This window comes from Clostridioides sp. GD02404, from assembly GCF_045898275.1.
Lineage (GTDB): Bacteria > Bacillota > Clostridia > Peptostreptococcales > Peptostreptococcaceae > Clostridioides > Clostridioides difficile_A.
Genome location: NZ_JBJOCA010000004.1, coordinates 22,770 through 42,463, shown reverse-complemented (window position 1 = coordinate 42,463; position 19,694 = coordinate 22,770). Strand labels below are relative to the sequence as shown.

18 protein-coding genes are annotated in these 19,694 nt (G+C 27.7%); 16 read left to right on the top strand and 2 right to left on the bottom strand.

What is annotated here, in order from left to right; all coding sequences use genetic code 11:
• The first annotated feature begins 164 nt into the window (after window positions 1-164).
• The 12 genes from Q3287_RS03805 (at window position 165) to Q3287_RS03750 (ending at window position 14,135) form a co-directional block, all read left to right on the top strand.
• Window positions 165-809 (top strand): helix-turn-helix domain-containing protein, encoded by a 645-nt coding sequence (locus Q3287_RS03805; protein WP_054276925.1) that lies wholly within the window; start codon window positions 165-167, stop codon window positions 807-809.
• Window positions 810-1,001: 192 nt separating this feature from the next.
• A complete protein-coding gene (locus Q3287_RS03800; protein ID WP_407963549.1) occupies window positions 1,002-2,060 on the top strand; it encodes a potassium channel family protein in 1,059 nt (352 codons plus the stop codon).
• A gap of 103 nt (window positions 2,061-2,163) precedes the next feature.
• Window positions 2,164-3,348: a D-alanyl-D-alanine carboxypeptidase family protein gene (locus Q3287_RS03795; protein WP_176702528.1), complete on the top strand. Its 1,185-nt coding sequence runs from the start codon at window positions 2,164-2,166 to the stop codon at window positions 3,346-3,348.
• Between the two features lie 207 nt (window positions 3,349-3,555).
• The gene (rpsB, locus tag Q3287_RS03790; protein WP_003424537.1) at window positions 3,556-4,269 is read left to right on the top strand and encodes a 30S ribosomal protein S2; all 714 of its coding nucleotides are present in this window, start codon (window positions 3,556-3,558) and stop codon (window positions 4,267-4,269) included.
• A 78-nt stretch (window positions 4,270-4,347) separates the two neighbouring features.
• Window positions 4,348-5,259: a translation elongation factor Ts gene (gene tsf, locus Q3287_RS03785; RefSeq protein WP_054276922.1), complete on the top strand. Its 912-nt coding sequence runs from the start codon at window positions 4,348-4,350 to the stop codon at window positions 5,257-5,259.
• Between the two features lie 84 nt (window positions 5,260-5,343).
• Window positions 5,344-6,048 (top strand): UMP kinase, encoded by a 705-nt coding sequence (pyrH, locus tag Q3287_RS03780; RefSeq protein WP_021384989.1) that lies wholly within the window; start codon window positions 5,344-5,346, stop codon window positions 6,046-6,048.
• 25 nt (window positions 6,049-6,073) lie between these two features.
• Entirely contained in the window at window positions 6,074-6,631 is a 558-nt protein-coding gene (frr, locus tag Q3287_RS03775; protein ID WP_021384992.1) for a ribosome recycling factor, read from the top strand.
• A gap of 2 nt (window positions 6,632-6,633) precedes the next feature.
• Window positions 6,634-6,837 (top strand): hypothetical protein, encoded by a 204-nt coding sequence (locus Q3287_RS03770; RefSeq protein WP_231300705.1) that lies wholly within the window; start codon window positions 6,634-6,636, stop codon window positions 6,835-6,837.
• A gap of 28 nt (window positions 6,838-6,865) precedes the next feature.
• Entirely contained in the window at window positions 6,866-7,600 is a 735-nt protein-coding gene (locus Q3287_RS03765) for an isoprenyl transferase (protein ID WP_231300704.1), read from the top strand.
• 12 nt (window positions 7,601-7,612) lie between these two features.
• Window positions 7,613-8,392 (top strand): phosphatidate cytidylyltransferase, encoded by a 780-nt coding sequence (locus Q3287_RS03760; RefSeq protein WP_231300703.1) that lies wholly within the window; start codon window positions 7,613-7,615, stop codon window positions 8,390-8,392.
• Between the two features lie 685 nt (window positions 8,393-9,077).
• Window positions 9,078-12,119 (top strand): diguanylate cyclase domain-containing protein, encoded by a 3,042-nt coding sequence (locus Q3287_RS03755; RefSeq protein ID WP_231300702.1) that lies wholly within the window; start codon window positions 9,078-9,080, stop codon window positions 12,117-12,119.
• Between the two features lie 198 nt (window positions 12,120-12,317).
• Window positions 12,318-14,135 carry a bifunctional diguanylate cyclase/phosphodiesterase gene (locus tag Q3287_RS03750; RefSeq protein WP_074179645.1) on the top strand — a complete coding sequence of 606 codons (1,818 nt, stop codon included), beginning with the start codon at window positions 12,318-12,320 and terminating at the stop codon, window positions 14,133-14,135.
• Between the two features lie 85 nt (window positions 14,136-14,220).
• Here Q3287_RS03750 and Q3287_RS03745 read toward each other — a convergent pair whose 3' ends face one another.
• Together Q3287_RS03745 and Q3287_RS03740 are read right to left on the bottom strand one after the other, a co-directional pair.
• On the bottom strand, window positions 14,221-14,802 hold the full coding sequence (locus Q3287_RS03745; RefSeq protein WP_223152919.1) for a hypothetical protein: 582 nt from the start codon (window positions 14,800-14,802) through the stop codon (window positions 14,221-14,223).
• 130 nt (window positions 14,803-14,932) lie between these two features.
• Complete coding sequence (locus tag Q3287_RS03740) at window positions 14,933-15,658, bottom strand: hypothetical protein (RefSeq protein ID WP_407963548.1); 726 nt, start codon at window positions 15,656-15,658, stop codon at window positions 14,933-14,935.
• A 176-nt stretch (window positions 15,659-15,834) separates the two neighbouring features.
• Here Q3287_RS03740 and Q3287_RS03735 point away from each other — a divergent pair, with 176 nt between their 5' ends.
• The 4 genes from Q3287_RS03735 (at window position 15,835) to ispG (ending at window position 19,617) form a co-directional block, all read left to right on the top strand.
• Window positions 15,835-16,038: a helix-turn-helix transcriptional regulator gene (locus Q3287_RS03735; protein ID WP_021384994.1), complete on the top strand. Its 204-nt coding sequence runs from the start codon at window positions 15,835-15,837 to the stop codon at window positions 16,036-16,038.
• Window positions 16,039-16,203: 165 nt separating this feature from the next.
• Entirely contained in the window at window positions 16,204-17,358 is a 1,155-nt protein-coding gene (locus Q3287_RS03730; RefSeq protein ID WP_054270592.1) for a 1-deoxy-D-xylulose-5-phosphate reductoisomerase, read from the top strand.
• Window positions 17,359-17,370: 12 nt separating this feature from the next.
• Entirely contained in the window at window positions 17,371-18,375 is a 1,005-nt protein-coding gene (gene rseP, locus Q3287_RS03725) for an RIP metalloprotease RseP (RefSeq protein ID WP_054270591.1), read from the top strand.
• A 186-nt stretch (window positions 18,376-18,561) separates the two neighbouring features.
• Window positions 18,562-19,617 (top strand): flavodoxin-dependent (E)-4-hydroxy-3-methylbut-2-enyl-diphosphate synthase, encoded by a 1,056-nt coding sequence (ispG, locus tag Q3287_RS03720; RefSeq protein WP_407963547.1) that lies wholly within the window; start codon window positions 18,562-18,564, stop codon window positions 19,615-19,617.
• The last annotated feature ends 77 nt before the right edge of the window (window positions 19,618-19,694 follow it).

Here is a 19,694-nt window from a genome sequence, read left to right as displayed (position 1 = left end):
TCTTAAATTTTGTACTTATATTAGTTATAGTATTGTAAAAATGGATAAATTGTTACAGATAAACCAATAAATTGTTGATAAAATTTCAACATCATACAACACCTAAGTAACAGAACAATCATATTAATAATATAAAACCAATCATAATAAAGCAGGTGAAAATGATGGAACAAAATAGTGCGGTTGGAAATTTCGGTGACTTATTTAAGATTTTGCTAGAAGAAAAAGATATATCAATGGGAGAATTGAGCAAAAAAAGTGGAATCGACAAAGCTACTATATCTCGTATAGCTAATAATAAGCAAAAACCCAATATAAATCACTTGGAAAAGATAGCAATACATTTAAATATTAATTTAGAAGAGTTATTAAAAGCTTCAGGACATGAATTTAAAAGCAATAATAATCAAATATTTAACACAGATAGTGATTTTAGTAATTTTGATGATATTCTTGGATTTGCAAATTTAATCAATGATAAGAATTTTAATGGAAACATTGAAAAAGAATTGAGTAAGTGCAAATTATATGTACAGACAGATGAAGGGAAAAAACTACTTTTTGATAATTTTAGTAAAAAAGTAGATTCTATTGAAAAACAAGGTCAATTTACAGATAGACTAAGAAAAATGTATGCTGACTTTTGTACAGGAGGACTTACAATAAAGAAATATTTATTGATTGGAAGTATGTTACTTTATTTTGTAATATCAACAGATGTTATTCCAGATTTTGTATTTCCAATAGGATTTATGGATGACTTAGTAGCACTAAATATAGTTACAAAATTACTCAAGGATGATAAGTAATTTTAAAGTTGTATTTATTACTTAAAGAAATAAAAGTATAGATAAAATTTATTCTCTTATTTGTAAGTAAGATATTAAAAATTTTAAAATGAACAAGTTAATATATATTTTATAAGTATTTAAGTATATAAAATAAAATAATATCCAAACTAATACAAAATAGTAATAATTGTTTTGTACTGGAGGATATTTATGAACTGTAAATGGATATCTAAAATAGATGGACAAAAAAAATGCTCTAGAGAAGCAGATTCTTCTGGATATTGTATCTTTCATAAAGAACATAAGTCTGATAAAGATATACAACTAATGATGGATACTATTTATAAAGAAGAAATTAGTGAATTTGATGGATTTATATTTGAAAATGAATTTAATGCAGAAGAAATATTAACTTATGATTACAAAAGATTGAATTTTTCTGAAGTAATATTTAAAGAGAAAGTAAATTTTAAAAAATACATTTTTAAAAAGAATATTATTTTTAACTATACAGAATTTAGAAAAAGTGTGTTTTTTAATGGTGGTGTATTTCTAGAAAACTGTGATTTTAATAAAACAAGATTCAGTAAAGCCTATATAAATGACCGTATATTTGAAAAAGTAAAATTTAAAGGACCTGACTTAGTAGTTAATAGAGCAGAAAATTTTCCACGAATGGATGGAATTATTTTTAGTATGTGTACAAAGTTTGTACTAAAAAATGTAGAGTATGATAAAAGTGAGTATAAGCATGGAAAGATAAATTATAGAATAGCTAGAAATCAAGCAACAAAAATTGGAGAATACGAAATGATAGGGTTTTATTATTATAAGGAAAGAATTTATAGTAGTAAAATAATGAAACGCTCTGATTATCCTACTTTCAGTGACTATTTAGTTGAGAAATTTTTTGACCAAGTAGCACGTTATACTACAGGTTATGGAGAAAAGCCATGGAATATATTGTTAGTAATTATAGTGATAATAAGTGTTTTTGCCTTATTATACTTGTTTGTAGGCATACAAAGTTCAAATAGTACACTTGTAGCTTTAAATATAAATAATATAGGTGATTATTCATTAAGTGAGATTTTTAGAATGTATATAGACTTATGGTATTTTAGTATGGCTACATTTAGTACAGTAGGCTATGGAGATATGGTTGCTACAAGTTTAATTGGAAAGGCTTTAGCAGGAATAGAAGTATTTTTTGGAGTTACAATAGGAGCAATTTGGGCATCTGTGATTATTAAAAGGATGATAAGATAATATCTGTGTAAATATGGATAGGTATTAATTACTAGATATAAATTGGACTAAATAGGGAAAATTTAAATATAAATATACTTAATAATCCAAGAAGGTGAAAAAATTGAAAAATGCAATAAGAAAAATTATAGCATTAGCCATGATACTAGTTTTTATAATACCAACTTATTCATTTGCAGATGAAAAATCTGTAGACAAATACTCAAAAACATCTATACTTATAGACCAAGAGACAGGTAGAGTTTTATATAGTAAAGAACCTGATATGAAGGTACCATTAGCTAGTTTAAGTAAGATGATGACTTTTTTACTTGCAATAGAAGCTATTGAAAATAAAGAAGTAAAAGAAACTGATGTAGTAAAAATAGACAAGTCTATTGCATCTGTAAAAGGTTCAAGTTATAAACTTAAAAATGGTGAAGAAGTACCACTTATAGAGCTTATGAGAGGTCTTATGATTGTATCAGGAAATGATGCGGCAATTGCTATAGCAAAACATATTTGTAAAACTAAGGAAGCGTTTGTGGATAGAATGAATAAAAAAGCAAAAGAAATAGGAATGACAAATACACATTTTCTAAATCCAAATGGTCTTCCAATATACGATTTAAATAATCCAAAACAACCAGCAAAAGAAAATAAATCTACTGCGAGGGATATAGCTATTCTTGGTAAATACATGTTTGACCATTATGAAAAACAAGTAACAGCTATAACTGATATGGAGACATATACAAATTCAGATAGAAGTTTTGAAAAAAGCAATACAAATGCATTATTAAGAATTATACCAGAAGTAGATGGTATAAAAACTGGATATACTGGTAATGCTGGATATTGTTTATCATTTTCTATGATTGTAAACAAAAATGAAAAAAATGAGAAAAAACGTAGAGTAATAGGTGTAGTATTGGGTACTAATCATAAAAATAAAAGAACATCTGCTTCTTTAGCACTACTTAAATATGGAAAAGAAAATTTTAATATGAAAAAATTAATTGATAAAGATAGTTTTATTGGTAAGAAATATATTAAAGGCATGAAAGAATTAGAAGTTACTTTAAAAGCTAAGGATGAACTTTACACAGTATTAAAAGATGATGAAAGTATAAAATCAGAAGTAAAGATTAAAGATATAGAATATCCTGTTAAAAAAGGTGATACTATGGGTACTATAAAATACTATACTAATTCAGGTGACTTACTTGGAAGTGTAGATATAGTAAGTAGTAATAATGTAGACAATATATCATTAAAAACAAAATTAAAAATGAAATTTGCAAATTAAATTCAAAAAAATGGTATAAAATACACAAAAAAATATAAAAATAGAAAATATGGAAAAAATATTGTTATTTTTTCACCTCTATGATATACTACTAGAGGTGAAAAAATAAAATAAATCACACACAGCATTGGGATCCTTAAAAGGTGCCTATTACATGGTTTTTTAGGGAGAAGATCAAGCTGGAGGTATAAAACCAGGAGGTAAAATATGTCAGTAATATCAATGAAACAATTATTAGAAGCAGGTGTTCACTTTGGTCATCAAACAAGAAGATGGAACCCTAAAATGGCTAAGTATATATTCACAGAAAGAAATGGAATATATATAATAGACTTACAAAAAACAGTTAAAAAAGTTGAAGAAGCTTACAAGTTCACTAAAGAAGTAGCTGAAACAGGAAAGCCAATCTTATTCGTAGGAACTAAAAAACAAGCTCAAGATGCGATAAAAGATGAAGCTGAAAGATGTGGAATGTACTTTGTTAATGAGAGATGGTTAGGTGGAATGTTAACAAACCACAAAACTATAAAAACTAGAATAAATAAATTAAGAGAATTAGAAAAAATGGAAGAAGAAGGTGTATTTAATGTTCTTCCTAAAAAAGAAGTTATAAAATTAAGAGCTGAAAAAGAAAAACTAGAAAAATACTTAGGTGGAATAAAAGACATGCCTGAATTACCAGGTGCAATGTTCGTAGTTGACCCAAGAAAAGAAAACATAGCTATACAAGAGGCTCATAGATTAGGTATACCAGTAGTTGGTATAGTTGATACTAACTGTGACCCAGAGCAATTAGACTTTGCTATACCAGGAAATGATGATGCTATAAGAGCCGTAAAATTAATAACTGGTGCTATGGCAACAGCTGTAATCGAAGGTAGACAAGGTGCTGAAGAAGAAGTAGCTGAAGACCAAGAATAATAATTTGACAATTAAATGGTAAGGGTCGCCCTTACCATTTATAATATGGAATAGAATAAGTAGGAGGAAACTTAAAAAATGGCTAATATAACTGCTCAAATGGTAAAAGAGTTAAGAGAAAGTACAGGCGCAGGAATGATGGACTGCAAGAAAGCTTTACAAGAAGCTGAAGGAAATATGGAAAAAGCAGTAGATTTATTAAGAGAAAAAGGATTATCAAAAGCTGCTAAAAAAGCTGGTAGAGTTGCTGCTGAAGGTCTAGTTGCGATAGAAATGAATGATGATAATACAGTTGCTTCTATGGTAGAAGTTAACTCAGAAACAGATTTCGTTGCTAAAAATGAAGACTTCAAAGTATTCGTTAAAGATGCTGCTTGTATGGCATTAGCTACTGATAAAGAAGATGTAGCTTCTTTATTAGGTGAGACTCATAGAGAAGGAATAACTTTACAAGAAGTTTTAAATAATAGAGTTGCAAAAATCGGTGAAAAATTAGACTTTAGAAGATTTGCTAAAGTTGTAACTAATGGACAAGTTGCTGGATACATTCATGGTGGCGGAAAAATAGGTGTTCTTGTTGAAATGGAAACAGAAGCTAGAGATGCTAAAGTTTTAGAATTAGGTAAAGATGTAGCTATGCAAGTTGCTGCTATGAATCCTAAGTACGTTTCAAGAGATGAAGTAGATGCTGAATACATAGCACATGAAACAGAAGTATTAACTCAACAAGCTTTAAATGAAGGAAAGCCAGCTAATATAGTTGAAAAAATGGTTAAAGGAAGATTAGAAAAAGAATTAAAAGAGGTTTGTTTATTAGAGCAAACTTTCGTTAAAAATCCAGATATAACTGTTAAACAATTAGTTGCTGATGTTGCTAAAGCAGTAGGTTCTGATATAAAAGTTGTTAAAGTTGTGAGATTCGAAGTTGGTGAAGGTATACAAAAGAGAGAAGAAAACTTTGCAGAAGAAGTTGCGAAGCAACTTAAGTAATAACCAAAGAGAGAACACGCAGGTGTTCTCTTTTTTAAAAAATAGAAAAAAATGGATATGAAGGATTGAAATAGGAGGTTTCTGATGGATAAACCAATGTACAAAAGGGTATTGTTAAAATTAAGTGGAGAAGCATTAGCTGGAGAAAGAGGTTTTGGTATAAACAATGATGTAGTTAATGATATTGCTATTGCTATTAAAAAAATACAAGAAATAGGTGTTGAAGTAGCTGTAGTAGTAGGTGGAGGAAACTTCTGGAGAGGTAGAACTAGCGAAGGAATGGACAGAACTACTGCTGATTATATAGGAATGTTAGCTACAGTTATGAATGCGATGGCATTACAAGATGCACTAGAAAATATAGAGGTTGCTACAAGAGTTCAAACTGCTATAGATATGAGACAAATTGCAGAGCCATATATAAGAAGAAGAGCAGTTAGACATTTAGAAAAGGAAAGAGTTGTTATATTTGGTGCAGGAACAGGAAACCCTTACTTTACAACAGATACAACTGCTGCTTTACGTGCTGCTGAAATGGAAGCAGAAGTTATCCTGTTAGCTAAAAATGTTGATGCAGTATATGACAAGGATCCAAAAGTACATGCAGATGCTAAGAAATTTACAGAATTAAGTTATATGGAAGTTATACAAAAAGAATTAAAAGTAATGGACTCTACAGCTACATCTTTATGTATGGATAATAAGATTCCAATAAAGGTATTTGAGCTTACAACAGAGAATATAATAAGAGCAGTAAAAGGTGAAAATATAGGAACTACTGTAAAATAATGAAGAATGAAGGAGGAGTAAAATTATGAAACTAGAAATACATAAGCAGTTAGAAGAGAAAATGAATGGGACAATTGATGCTCTGAAATTTGAATTTGGGACTATAAGAGCAGGAAGAGCTAATGCACAAATGTTAGACAAGATAAGAGTTGATTATTATGGAACTCCAACTCCGATAAATCAAATTGGTGCTATATCTGTACCAGAACCAAGAGTATTGATGATATCTCCTTGGGATAAATCTGCTATGCATGAAATAGAAAAAGCTATATCTAATTCAGATTTAGGATTAAATCCATCAAATGATGGCGAAGTTATAAGACTTTCTGTACCTGCTTTAACAGAAGAAAGAAGAAAAGAACTAGCTAAAAAAGCTAGTAAAGCTGCAGAAGAATTTAAAGTTAGAATAAGAAATGAAAGAAGAGACGCCAATGAAAAGATTAAAAAAATGGAAAAAGGCGGAGAATTAACTGAAGATGAGTCAAAGAAAGCACAAGATGAAGTTCAAAAAATGACTGATAAATTTATAAAAGAAATAGATGCGTTATTATCTAAAAAAGAAAAGGATATAATGGAGGTATAATATTGAAAAAATATTATAACCTTTTAGGTCTTCATGTAGATGAGGTAAAAAAATATTTTGATGAACAAAATGTAACTTATACTATAAAATCGATTGAAGGCAAAAAGGATAAAGATAAACTTGTAGTTCCTAGAGTTATAAAAATATCTGAGATAGGTGATAATGTAGAACTAATAATCACATACTTTTCTGACTCCTTAGTTTAAGGAGTCAGAACAATATTGGAGGCAAAATATGAATAACAACATTATGTATGACATAGACTTAAATAACATACCTACTCATATTGCTATTATAATGGATGGGAATGGAAGATGGGCAAAATCTAGATTTCTTCCAAGAACTGCAGGACATAAGGCTGGAGTAGAAACTATAAGAGATATAGTAAAAGAATGCTCAAATTTAGGAGTTAAGCACTTGACATTATATGCATTTTCAACAGAAAATTGGAAGAGACCAAAAATTGAAGTTGATACACTTATGAACTTATTATCTACATACTTAAGAAATGAAATAGCTGAGCTTCATCAAAATAATGTAAAAGTAACAGCTATAGGAGATATAAGTGCTTTACCAAAGACTTGTATAAGAGAATTAAACTCAGCTAAGGAGACGACAAAAGACAATACAGGAGTTAACTTAAATTTAGCATTAAACTATGGAAGTAGGGCAGATATAAAAAATGCTCTTATAGATATAGTAAAAAATTGTGAAAGTGGTAAAATAGATATAAACAATATTGATGAAGATATTATAAAAAACTATTTAAGCACAAAGTCTATACCAGATCCAGACTTGGTAATAAGAACAAGCGGTGAACAAAGATTGAGTAACTTTTTACTTTGGGAAGTTGCTTATTCTGAGTTTTACTTCACTGATATACATTGGCCTGATTTTAATAAAGAAGAATTACAAAAGGCTATTTATGTATATCAAAAAAGAGATAGAAGATTTGGAGGACTTAAGTAAGGAGATTATTTTATGCTTACAAGAATTATTGCTTCACTAGCTCTGGTTCCATTATTTCTATTTGTTGTATATGGAGGGATTCCTTTATATATAGCTGAGATGGCAATAGTTTATATTGCATTACATGAGTTTTATAAGGCGTTTAAAATAAAAGATATAAATCCAATCTTCATTATTGGATATATATTTTCTATTTATTTAGCTGTAAAAAATATTTTTAACTTACCATTAGAGTATACTTATGCAATGATTTTCATTTTATTTTTAGCAAGTATAATTTATATGTTGATGGGCAAAAACAATGTTATAGATGTTTCGATTACGTTTTTAGGGATTTTTTATATAGGAGTGTTTTTAGATTTTATAGTTATAACTGTAAATGGTTTTGAAAAAGGTAATATCTATGTATGGCTTATATTTGTTATATCTTTTATGACAGATATATTTGCATATTTTAGTGGCTATTTACTTGGAAAACATAAGTTAATTCCTAAAGTGAGTCCTAAAAAGACTGTAGAAGGAGCTATTGGAGGAATAATAGGAAGTACACTTTGTTGTATTATATTTGGATATTTATTTGGTATTAATTTGCTTCAATTAGCAATAATAGGAAGCATAGGAAGTATAATAGCTCAATTAGGAGATTTATTTGCATCTTCTATAAAGAGATATGTAGGGATAAAGGATTATGGAAAGATAATACCTGGTCATGGGGGTATATTAGATAGATTCGATAGCGTTATATTAGTTGCACCTTTTGTGTATAGTGCTATTAAATTTTTTATTAGATAAAGATTGGTTTTAAAAGAGCAGTCTATAATTGCTAGTAATGAAAATAGCTATGTAACTTCTAAAAGCAGAAGATTCTGCGATTGTTTAGTTACATGGCTATTTTCATTGTTTAATGATTTAGAATATATTAAGTGTATTATATAAAATAGGTATTGCTTTACAAATGTATACTATATTTGTAGTATGCATTTGTTTTGTATACGAGAATTGTCATTAAAAAGTATTTTTTTGTTTAATAATATCGATATTCTTAATTTTATTATCTTTTTATAATATATATATCTAAATGTAATTAGTTTATTATATATTTATAAATTTTATTTTTAAACATAATTAATAATAGATAAGTAGATTGTTGCTTTTATTGTACAAGTATATGTATAATTTAAGTAATATCTCAAAAAAAAGGAATATATTTCCATAATGTGATAAAATAAATTCAAAGAGTTAAATTCTAGGTAAATGGTACTTTAATTGTTTATTAAAATAAATTAGATATTCCATCTTCAATGTCATTTACTTGATGATTAAATTTAAAGTAGACTAATATTTAAAATAGCTTTTGAATTAGGTAATGATTTATTATACACATAAAAACTTTCAGAGATATAAAATGTTAGTAAAATAAAAAAATAATAGATAAATGTTTATTTCAAAAAGTTTGAAATTTGAGGGGGATGGATTAATGGAGACATTAACTAATAATATTATAGATAAATTAACGAATTTAAATGGGAATTATAATTTTAGGATGATGCTTTCAAGCTTAGAAAATCAGAAGAATCCATATGGAATTATGTTTATTGGAATAGATGATTTTGAGCAAATTAATAATTTATATTCTTATTCATTTGGAGATAAGGTTTTAAAAAAATTTTCTAGAGCTATTTTACCCTTTTTACCTGAAGATGTAAGTTTATATAGATTGGATGGAAATGGCTTTGGAGTTTTGTATCCAGATGGAGATTGTTATGAATTAATAAAACTATTTAATAGGTTTCAGGATGTAGCACAATGTATAAAACAGATTAATGGACATGCTATTTCATTTACTATATCAGGAAGTATTTGTTTTTATCCTAAGGATGGTATAGATTGTGATTCATTGTACCAAAATGCACGTGTTACTTTTGAGAGGGCAAAGAAACAAGGAAAAAAGACTCTCCTTGTCTACTCAAAGGATAAGTTAACTTTTTCTCAGTATTCTATAAAATTGATAGAGTATCTAAGAGAAAGTGTGTTAAATGATTTTAAAGGATTTTATTTAAATTATCAACCACTCATTTTTGCTGATAATAAGAAACTATATGGATGTGAAGTATTACTTCGTTGGAAGAATCCTAATTTTGAAATGAAACTTGGCCCAACTGAGTTTATACCTTTTTTAGAATCTTCTGGACTTATGGATAAAGTTAGTCAATGGATAATTAGAACTGCTTTAAAACAACTGAATATATGGATAAAATATATGCCAAATTTCAAGATGAACATAAATGTATCATATCAACAACTTGAAAACCCTAGCTTCAAGTTCTTTATTTTAGATACTATAAAAAAAGAAGGTGTGCCACCATCTCTAATAACATTGGAATTGACAGAAGATAATACTATAAAAAAAATAGAAGAAATAAGACGTTCTTTCGATTTTCTTCGAAGTCAAGGCATTAAGATTACCTTTGATAGTTTTGGAGCGAAACATTCATCCTTAGAAATTTTTCGTGAATTAAGTGCAGATTCTTTAAAAATTAATCATACTCTTTTAAATCGTATTACATATGATGTAACAGACCAAAAAATTGTTTCACAAATTATTAACTTGTGTCACAGTATGAATATGACAGTCTATGTTGAAGGAATTGAAGATAAGGAAACTTTAAAAATTATTGAACAGATGAGACCAGAAATACTGCAAGGGTTTTATTATAAAGAGCCTATAAATGCAGATAAGTTTCATGAATATTATTTTGAAGAATATGTTGATTCATTTAACTATCAGGAAGATATTATATCAAAAGACATTTCTTTAGAAAAGGAAAAGAGCATGGTATATTCTGCACTCACTCCAACGCATTCAATGAATATAAAAGAACTGATAGATAATGCATATGCAGGTATATTTCAAGTTGGAATGGACCATGAATTTACTTTTCTTACATGTAATGAAGGGTATCGTAGAATGCTTGGTTATACAATTAAAGAGATGGAAGAAAAATTTAAGAATCAAGCATTAGGATTTGTTCATCAAGATGATATAGAATATGTAAATTATGAAATTAGGAGACAACTTGGAATTAGTGATATAGTAACTATTGAATTTAGAGTAGTAAAATCTGATGGAACACCTATATGGATACTCGGAACAGGTAATGTCGTAAGAGGAAAAGAAGGATTTAAGAGCTTAATTGTAGTTATTGTAGAAAATGATAGACTTAAGAAGAGGTCTTTAGAGATGGAAGAATCATATTGGAAATACAGGAAAGTGCTGGATAATATTCCTGCTTGTGTAAAATGTATTCGTTTTGATGAAGATTTCACTTTAGATTACATTTCTCCTAGTTTTATATCATTAATAGGTTATACAGAAAAAGAAATAAAAAACAAGTTTGATGGAAAGTATATTGATTTAATCTTTGAAAAAGATAGAAAAAATGTAATAAGTGATATAATAAGCCAAATTAATTCTAAAGATATAATTACACTCAACTATCGCATCAGGTGCAAAGATAATCGTTTAATTTCTTTAGAAACAATTTCTAGGTTATGTGAAAATGATAAGGATGGGAAACAGTATTTTTATTCAAGTATAGTAGACGTAACAGATGAAACTTATGAAGAAAAAGATAGAACATCTAATAACTTAGCTAATCGATACCAAAAAGCATTAAAGCAATGGGGTGACATTTTATTTGAATATAATTTTAAGGATGATACAATAATATTTTCTGATAATTATTACAATATTTTTCAAGTAGAACCAAAATCAACAATTACTGAACAGTTATTAAATATTTATGAAGATGATTGTAAGACCTTACTGGATGCTTTAGAAGAGGCACAGAGAGGTAACAAGCCAGAAACAATAGAAATACGTATACTCTCTAAAAATAATGTGCATTTATGGTGTTCTATAGAGTTTAATGAACCAGATAAGATTGGAGATACTGCTATATCCATACTAGGAAAAATAAGAAATATAGATGAAGAAAAGAAAGAGTATAATAAATTAATTGAACAATCTCAAAATGATTTAATGACAGGATTGCTAAATAAGAGCACTACTGAGGAAAAGATTAGAAACATATTGCTATCGAGTGATAGAAGTAGAAGTTATGCTCTGTTTATGATTGATGTAGATAATTTTAAATATGTCAATGATACTATGGGACATGTATTTGGAGATAAAATATTAGTTGACTTAGCTGAATGTTTAAAAAGAAATTTTAGAAAAGCAGATATAGTTGGTCGTGTAGGAGGTGATGAGTTTATAGCTTTTATGGAGTACAGTGGAGAAAAAGAAAGTATACAAAATAAAGGTCTTGATATATTAAAAATACTAGATAGTACATTTAAGTATGATGATTTATATTTTGAAATAAGTGTAAGTATAGGTATTTCTGTATATCCAGAAGATGGAGAACAATTTTATGAGTTATATCATCATGCAGATAGTGCTCTATATAGAGCAAAAGAAGAAGGAAAAAACACATATTGTATGTTTTCTATCTAAAAAAATCTATATTATCAGAGATTGGTCTATCTTAGATATATAGAAGATAGAGCTATTTGAGGTAAATACATACTACTGCAAAGTGTTGATTATGCAAAATTCTATGAAACAGGAACCCTGTGACTTTAGTTATGGGAGATTCAGAAGTGATTAGTCATTTGCAAATTATATAGATATATTATAATTGAGGTAACAATAATGAAGAAAAAATATGATTTTTTAATTTATGCTACTATTTGGTTAGTTGCTATTATAATTTTTATATTTTCCCTATACAATAGTATAGAACATATTAAAATTATAAATTATACTAGTACCATTGGCAGTGAAACTCAAAAAGTTGTTAAACAAGAGTTGAATAATAAAAGAAATGATAACTTGATAAAACAACTAGATAGCATTTTAATAGAGCTAAGAACAGGTAAAGGGGAAAATGGATTACAAAGGTGTGATAATAAAGAATTTCAAGAAAAATTAATTCAAATGGATTCTATGTGGAAATCTATGAAAAAAGAAATTATAAAAGTTAGAAATGGTGGTTCAGGTGATGAATTATACAGATTGAGCGAAACATATTCTTCACTATCTAGAGATGTTATTTTTATATCTGAAAAACATTCTGACATAAAATTGCATACCTTTGCTACTGCATTACTTATCTATCTTATAGTCTCAACAATAAGCCTATTGATTTGGGAATGTTATAATAAAAGAAAATTTGATAAAATATTTTATACGGACAATTTGACAAAAATAAAAAATCAAGTTGCATTTGAAAACAGAGCTATTGAAATTTTACATCATGCACATAAGGGAGAATATGTGTTATTAAATATTGATATTGACAATTTTAAATATATTAATGATACACATGGATATGAATATGGTGATAAAGTTTTAATAATAGTTGCAACCGCACTTTCCAAGACATTTAATACTAAAGAAATTTGTGCAAGAGTTGGTTCAGATAATTTTGTGATACTTGCAAAATATAGAGAGACTCTATTAGATGAAATTAGTAAAATTCTGACTGATTCCATAATATCTGAATTAAATATGAATGTAACTCAAACTATATCTTATTGTATAGGTGCATATTTAGTTGAAGATGAGAAATTAGATTATAAATCTATTAACTCTATAATGGATAAGGCAAATATTGCACATAAGGTAAGTAAAAAGAGAGGGATTTCATCTACTGTATGGTATAATGAAAATCTGTTAAAGCAACTACAAATGGAAAATAGTATTTATAATTATATGCACAAGGCACTAGAAAATGAGGAATTTCATATGTATTTGCAACCAAAATTTCAGATATCTTCTTTAAACGTTGTGAGTGCAGAAGCTCTTGTACGATGGTTTTCTCCAGAACTTGGATTTTTGTCACCAGATCAATTTATTCCATTATTTGAGAAAAGTGGATTTATTATTGAATTAGATTTTTATATGTTAAAGAAAGCATGTTCATTTATAAAAAAGACATTTATGAAAAAAAATCAATACACTTATCCTATAGCAGTTAATTTTTCAAGAGTTACTATTTATCAAAATGACTTCTACCAAAGATTTTTGGATATTGTTAGAGAATATGAAATTCCTTTTAAATATATAGAAATAGAGGTAACTGAAAGTGCTTTTAATAAAATATCTGAGCCAGTTATTTCGATTTTAGATAATCTTAAAAAGTTAGGATTTTTAATTTCTATGGATGATTTTGGTTCAGGATATTCTTCTCTAAGTCTTTTATGCTCTTTATCGATTAACGGGTTAAAGTTAGATAAAAGTCTACTTAAAGAAACTTTTAATAGAGAAAAAGTGTATAGTATTATTCAGTGTATTATCGAAATGTCACATCGTATAGATATGTCTGTTGTATGTGAAGGTATTGAAACTAAAAAGGACCTAGATTTTTTAAAGACGATTAAATGTGATGTGGGACAGGGTTTCTATTTTTCTAAACCGATAGAAGAAAAAGAATTTTTTAATAAATATGTAACTGGAAAAATAGTATAATGTTTTTTTATTGATTTATGGATTGAGCTATTTAATAAAATATGAAATAGCTCAATCCATAGTTATGTACATCAAAAAATATAAATCATTCAAACTGTTTTTTATATTTATATAAAAATTCTTCTATATTTTTTGATTGTTCCCATATTTCAACTGCCTCTACATCTAGTAAATAAAGTATAGAATCATTTACAAGTTCAACATATTCCCCATCTTCTGAGCCAAGTGCATGCCTTTCAATTTTTAATCCTTTTTCTTCATAATATATTTTTGTTTCTCTATATAATGATTCTCGTTTTTGTATATAGTCTTTTACTTCATTGTTTGGAAAATTATATGAATCTACCAATGTTTCACCATCTATAAAGGTTTTTTCATTAGCAATTTTTTCATCCCAACAATGGATTTCGTTCCAGCTAAAAAATATCTCACCATCATTTGGTATGAATGAAAATCTAGTAATAATATATAAATAATTGTTGAAATTTACTTCATAATATTCAGGGATATCTTTAAATTCAATATAGTAATTTATATAATTAAAATTACTACTGTCTCTTTTTACAAATGGTATTTTTTCAATAAATTTATATATCGATTGTTCATTTTTAAAAATTCCTATATCGTAGCTTCTTTCAAATTGATTAATTTTTAATAAATATGGCATATTTTCTCCTTTTTTCTAAAATATAAATTTTAAAATTTTTTAATTAAATATTTGTATATGATTTATATAATATTATAATAATGAGTTTTAAATCAATACAATAGTATGTATTTTTTGGATAGCTATTTTTCTAGTTTTGTAATGCCCAGTATTCATAACCAAATATACTTTTTCTTTTACAAAGTTTAACTAATTTATTTCTATTTATTGACTTGTACATTTTATTGGAAACTTTCATTCTTTTTATTTTATTATCTGCCTCTATTTTAAAATAATGTTCCTTTCCAGAACGAGAAGAAATACTTACTTTATCAATCACTTTTACAAATTCAATTTCAGGTTTATCCAATGTGGCAACATAATTTAAAGCTGGTGTTGTAGAAAAACTAAGAATGAACGCAGAAAAGAGAACTAATAAGATGATAAATTTTGTCTCTCTTATTTTTTTTGAAATTAACATTAAAATATATGGTATAAATAATATTATCATATAAATGAAAACAAAAGTGAATCTCTCTTTTGTGGATGTATATAATAAATTTGTAGATAGAAGAAGAATCATTATTGACAATACACATGCAGTGAAAGGAAATGGTATATAATATTTTTTTAAGTCACTTTTTTTAGGCATTTCCATTGGCATTTTAGGATATAGTAATAAATACATTATCCAACAAAATAATGAGATAAATATGTATATAGAGAACTTAAGCTTAGTAGGAAGAAAAAAAGCAACAATAGCAAGTGTTGTTAGAAAGTAACGAATAATGCGAACAACATTTCTTTCTTTTTCTATGACAGTTAAATCCCAGTGATTTTTTATAAATTTGTGTTTTCTTTTTTGAGCCTGATTCATTTAATCATCTCCTGTTAGTAGTATAATTTTAAATCTATTACTTTGATTTATTTTAACATATTTATTTCTACTAAACTATAATTCATATCTATTTAGAAAAGAATTATTTATCTAAATAGGTGAAAATTTTCCAAAATAGATAAAATGTGATAGAATATATTTTGCGAGGTGATAATATGATTTCATACGCTCCATTATGGAAATTATTAATTGACAGAAAAATAAAGAAAATGGAATTTGTAAATATATCAGGTATAAGTATTTCTGTTTTAGGGAGACTAGGAAATGATAAATCTGTTTCTATGGATACAATGGAGAAGATATGTCTGGCACTAGACTGTAAAATAGAGGATGTTGTTGAAATAAAAAGAGACATTTAATAATACTAAAATATTTTATAATACTTTATAAAATACAGAAATAATGGATTGATTTTGGTTTGTAGAATATACTACATGAAATTTCTATGAAGAGTAAAAATAATTGTTTTAGTAGTGTTATAATGTTTTGATAGGGTATATTTATTATTAGAAAGGATTAATTATATGAAAAGGATATCAATTTTAGGCTCTACAGGCTCTATAGGTAAACAAACTTTAGATGTAGTCAGAGAAAATAGAGACAAGTTTGAGATAGTTGCAATATCAGCTAATAGTAATATTGAGTTATTACTAGAACAAATAGTAGAATTTAAACCTAAATACGTAACAGTTTTTGAGGAAGATAAAGCATTAAAATTAAAAGAAATGTTGTCAAAAGATATAAAAATAGAAGTTTTAGCAGGGATGGAAGGACTAAAAATAATATCATCACTTGATGAAGTTGATGTACTTCTAACTGCTGTTGTAGGAATGATAGGCTTGGTTCCAACTCTTTGTGCTATAAAGAAGGGAATAGACATAGCATTAGCGAATAAAGAAACGTTAGTAACTGCTGGCGAACTTGTAATGAGAGAGGCAGAAAAATATAATGTAAATATTCTTCCTGTTGATAGTGAACATAGTGCTATATTTCAATGTTTAAATGGAGAAAATAAAAAAAACATAGAAAAGATAATACTTACAGCATCTGGAGGTCCATTTAGAGGAAAGAAAAAAGATGAACTTGTAAATATAACTAAAAATGAAGCTCTTAAGCATCCAAACTGGAGTATGGGTAGAAAGATAAGTATTGATTCTTCAACACTTATGAATAAAGGTCTTGAAGTTATAGAAGCTAAATGGCTATTTGGGGTAGAACAAGAAAATATAGATGTAGTAGTTCATCCACAAAGTATAATCCATTCAATGGTACAATATACAGATAGCTCAATAATAGCACAATTAGGATGTCCAGATATGAGACTACCAATACAATATGCTCTTACATATCCAGATAGAATGGAAAGTAGCTTTGAAAGAATGAATTTTTCAAAATTTAGCACTTTAACTTTTGAAGAGCCAGATTTAGAGACTTTTCCATGTTTAAAATTGGCTTATGAATGTTTAAAAATGGGAGGAACTTATTCTTCTGTTCTAAATTCAGCAAATGAAGTTTTGGTAAGTGAATTTTTAGAGGATAAAATTGGTTTCTATGACATACCATATTACATAGAGAAGACTTTAGAAGTTCATAGTAGCATAAGTAAACCAACATTGGAGGAAATATTAGAAACAGATAGATGGAGTAGAGCTTATGTTGCAAATCTGATAAAAAAATAGGAAGGTGAATTTATGACTATAATAGCTGCATTAATACTATTTAGTATAATTGTATTAATACATGAGTTAGGACATTTTATATTTGCAAAAAGAAGTGGTATCAAAGTAAATGAGTTTTCTATAGGTATGGGACCTAAGATATATAGTGTAAAAAAAGATACAGAGTATTCTATAAGAGCACTTCCAATTGGTGGATATGTGAGTATGGAAGGTGAAGATGAAGAACAAATAAGTCCAAATTCTTTTGGAAATAAATCTATATTACAAAGATTTAGTACTATTGTAGCAGGACCAATATTTAATATAATATTAGCAGCAATACTTTTGGTACCAGTATTTTTATATATAGGTTCTCCAACAACTAAATTAGGGAAGATAATGCCAGATACTCCTGCACAGGCTGTAGGGCTTCAAGTAGGAGATAAAATAAACAAAATTAATGGTAATTCTGTTAAGTCTTGGGATGAAGTCGCAAATATAATAAATACTTCTTCTGGTGGAGAATTGAAGCTTAGTATAACTAGAGATGGAAGTGATAAGGTTATAAATGTAACACCTAAAAACAATAATGGAAAGTATGAAATAGGGATTCAACCGCAAAGAGAGAAGGATTTTTTTGGTTCAATTGTAAATGCATGTAAAACTACTGTGGATATGACGAAGCAAATGTTGACATTCTTAGGTCAAATGGTTACAGGACGTGTCCCAGGAGGAATTGGTAATGCTGTTGCAGGTCCAGTAGGTGTTATTGGTATGGTATCAGATGCAGCTCGTACAGGTATTATAAATGTAGTGTATTTAGCTGCTATAATAAGTTTAAATCTAGGTATAGTAAATCTATTACCAATACCAGCCCTTGATGGATGGAGAATACTTATGTTATTACTAGAAGCAGTTAGAGGTGGTAAAAAACTTGACCCAAATAAAGAAGGTATGATAAATGTTGTTGGTTTTGGAGCTTTGATGTTATTTATGCTTTTTATCACATATAAAGATATATTAAGGTTATTTCAATAATTTAGTTTTTTATAGATATTAAGAAAAGGGCTATGTAGTTTTAAATGAGAATAAATAAATTTCAATATACGATATTTATTCTTATTTCTTTAACTATATAGCTTTTTAATTTATAATATATATGTAGATTAGAGTATTTTTAATAGTTAAATAGAATTAATATAAAATAATATATAGAGGTGGAATATGAGTTACGAGAGAAGAAAGACTAGAGAAGTAAGTGTAGGAAATATAAAAATAGGAGGAGAAAACCCTATAAGTATTCAATCTATGACAAACACTGATACAAGAGATGCAGATGCTACAATAGCTCAAATAAAGAGACTAGAGGAAGCTGGTTGTGATATAGTTAGAGTAGCAGTTCCTGATATTAAAGCAGCTAAAAATATAGGTAAGATAAAGTCTAGTGTAAGTATACCTATTATTGCTGATATACATTTTGATTATAAATTAGCTCTTGAAGCTATAGAACAAGGTGTGGATGGAATTAGAATAAATCCTGGTAACATTGGTAATATAGAAAGAGTTAAGGCTGTAGTTGAGAAATGTAAGGAAAAAAATCTGAAAATTAGAATTGGAGTTAATGGAGGTTCTTTAGAAAAAGAACTTTTAAAAAAGTATGGTTCTGCAACAGCAGAAGCATTAGTTGAAAGTGCAATGGGTCATATTAAGATTCTTGAAGATTTAGATTTTCATAATATAGTTATATCTCTAAAATCATCTGATATTTATAAAACTGTCGATGCATATGAATTAATATCAAAAAAAGTTGATTATCCTCTTCATATTGGAATTACAGAATCTGGAAGTATCCATAAAGGAACAATAAAATCTTCTATAGGTGTAGGAGCACTACTTCTTAAAGGAATTGGAGATACTGTTAGAATATCTTTGACAGGAGACCCAGTTGAAGAGGTTGTTGTTGGTAAACAAATCTTAAGAAGTCTGGGACTTTTGAATGATAAAATTAAGGTTATATCATGTCCTACATGTGGTAGATGTAATATAGATTTAATTAGTGTTGTAAACGAGGTTGAGGAAAAGATTGGAAATATGGAAAAAGATATTACTGTTGCAATTATGGGATGTGCTGTAAATGGACCTGGTGAAGCTAGAGAAGCGGATATAGGTATTGCTGGAGGCAAAGGTGAAGGTCTTTTATTTAAAAAGGGAGAAATAGTAAGAATGATTGATGGTAATAAGTTAGTTGATGAGTTACTAGAAGAGATTGATAAGTTATAGTATAAAATAAATCGATTTTAATTGGCTAGATTTTTAAATACTTTTAGACTAGATTTTATCTAGAGTATTTTAATCAT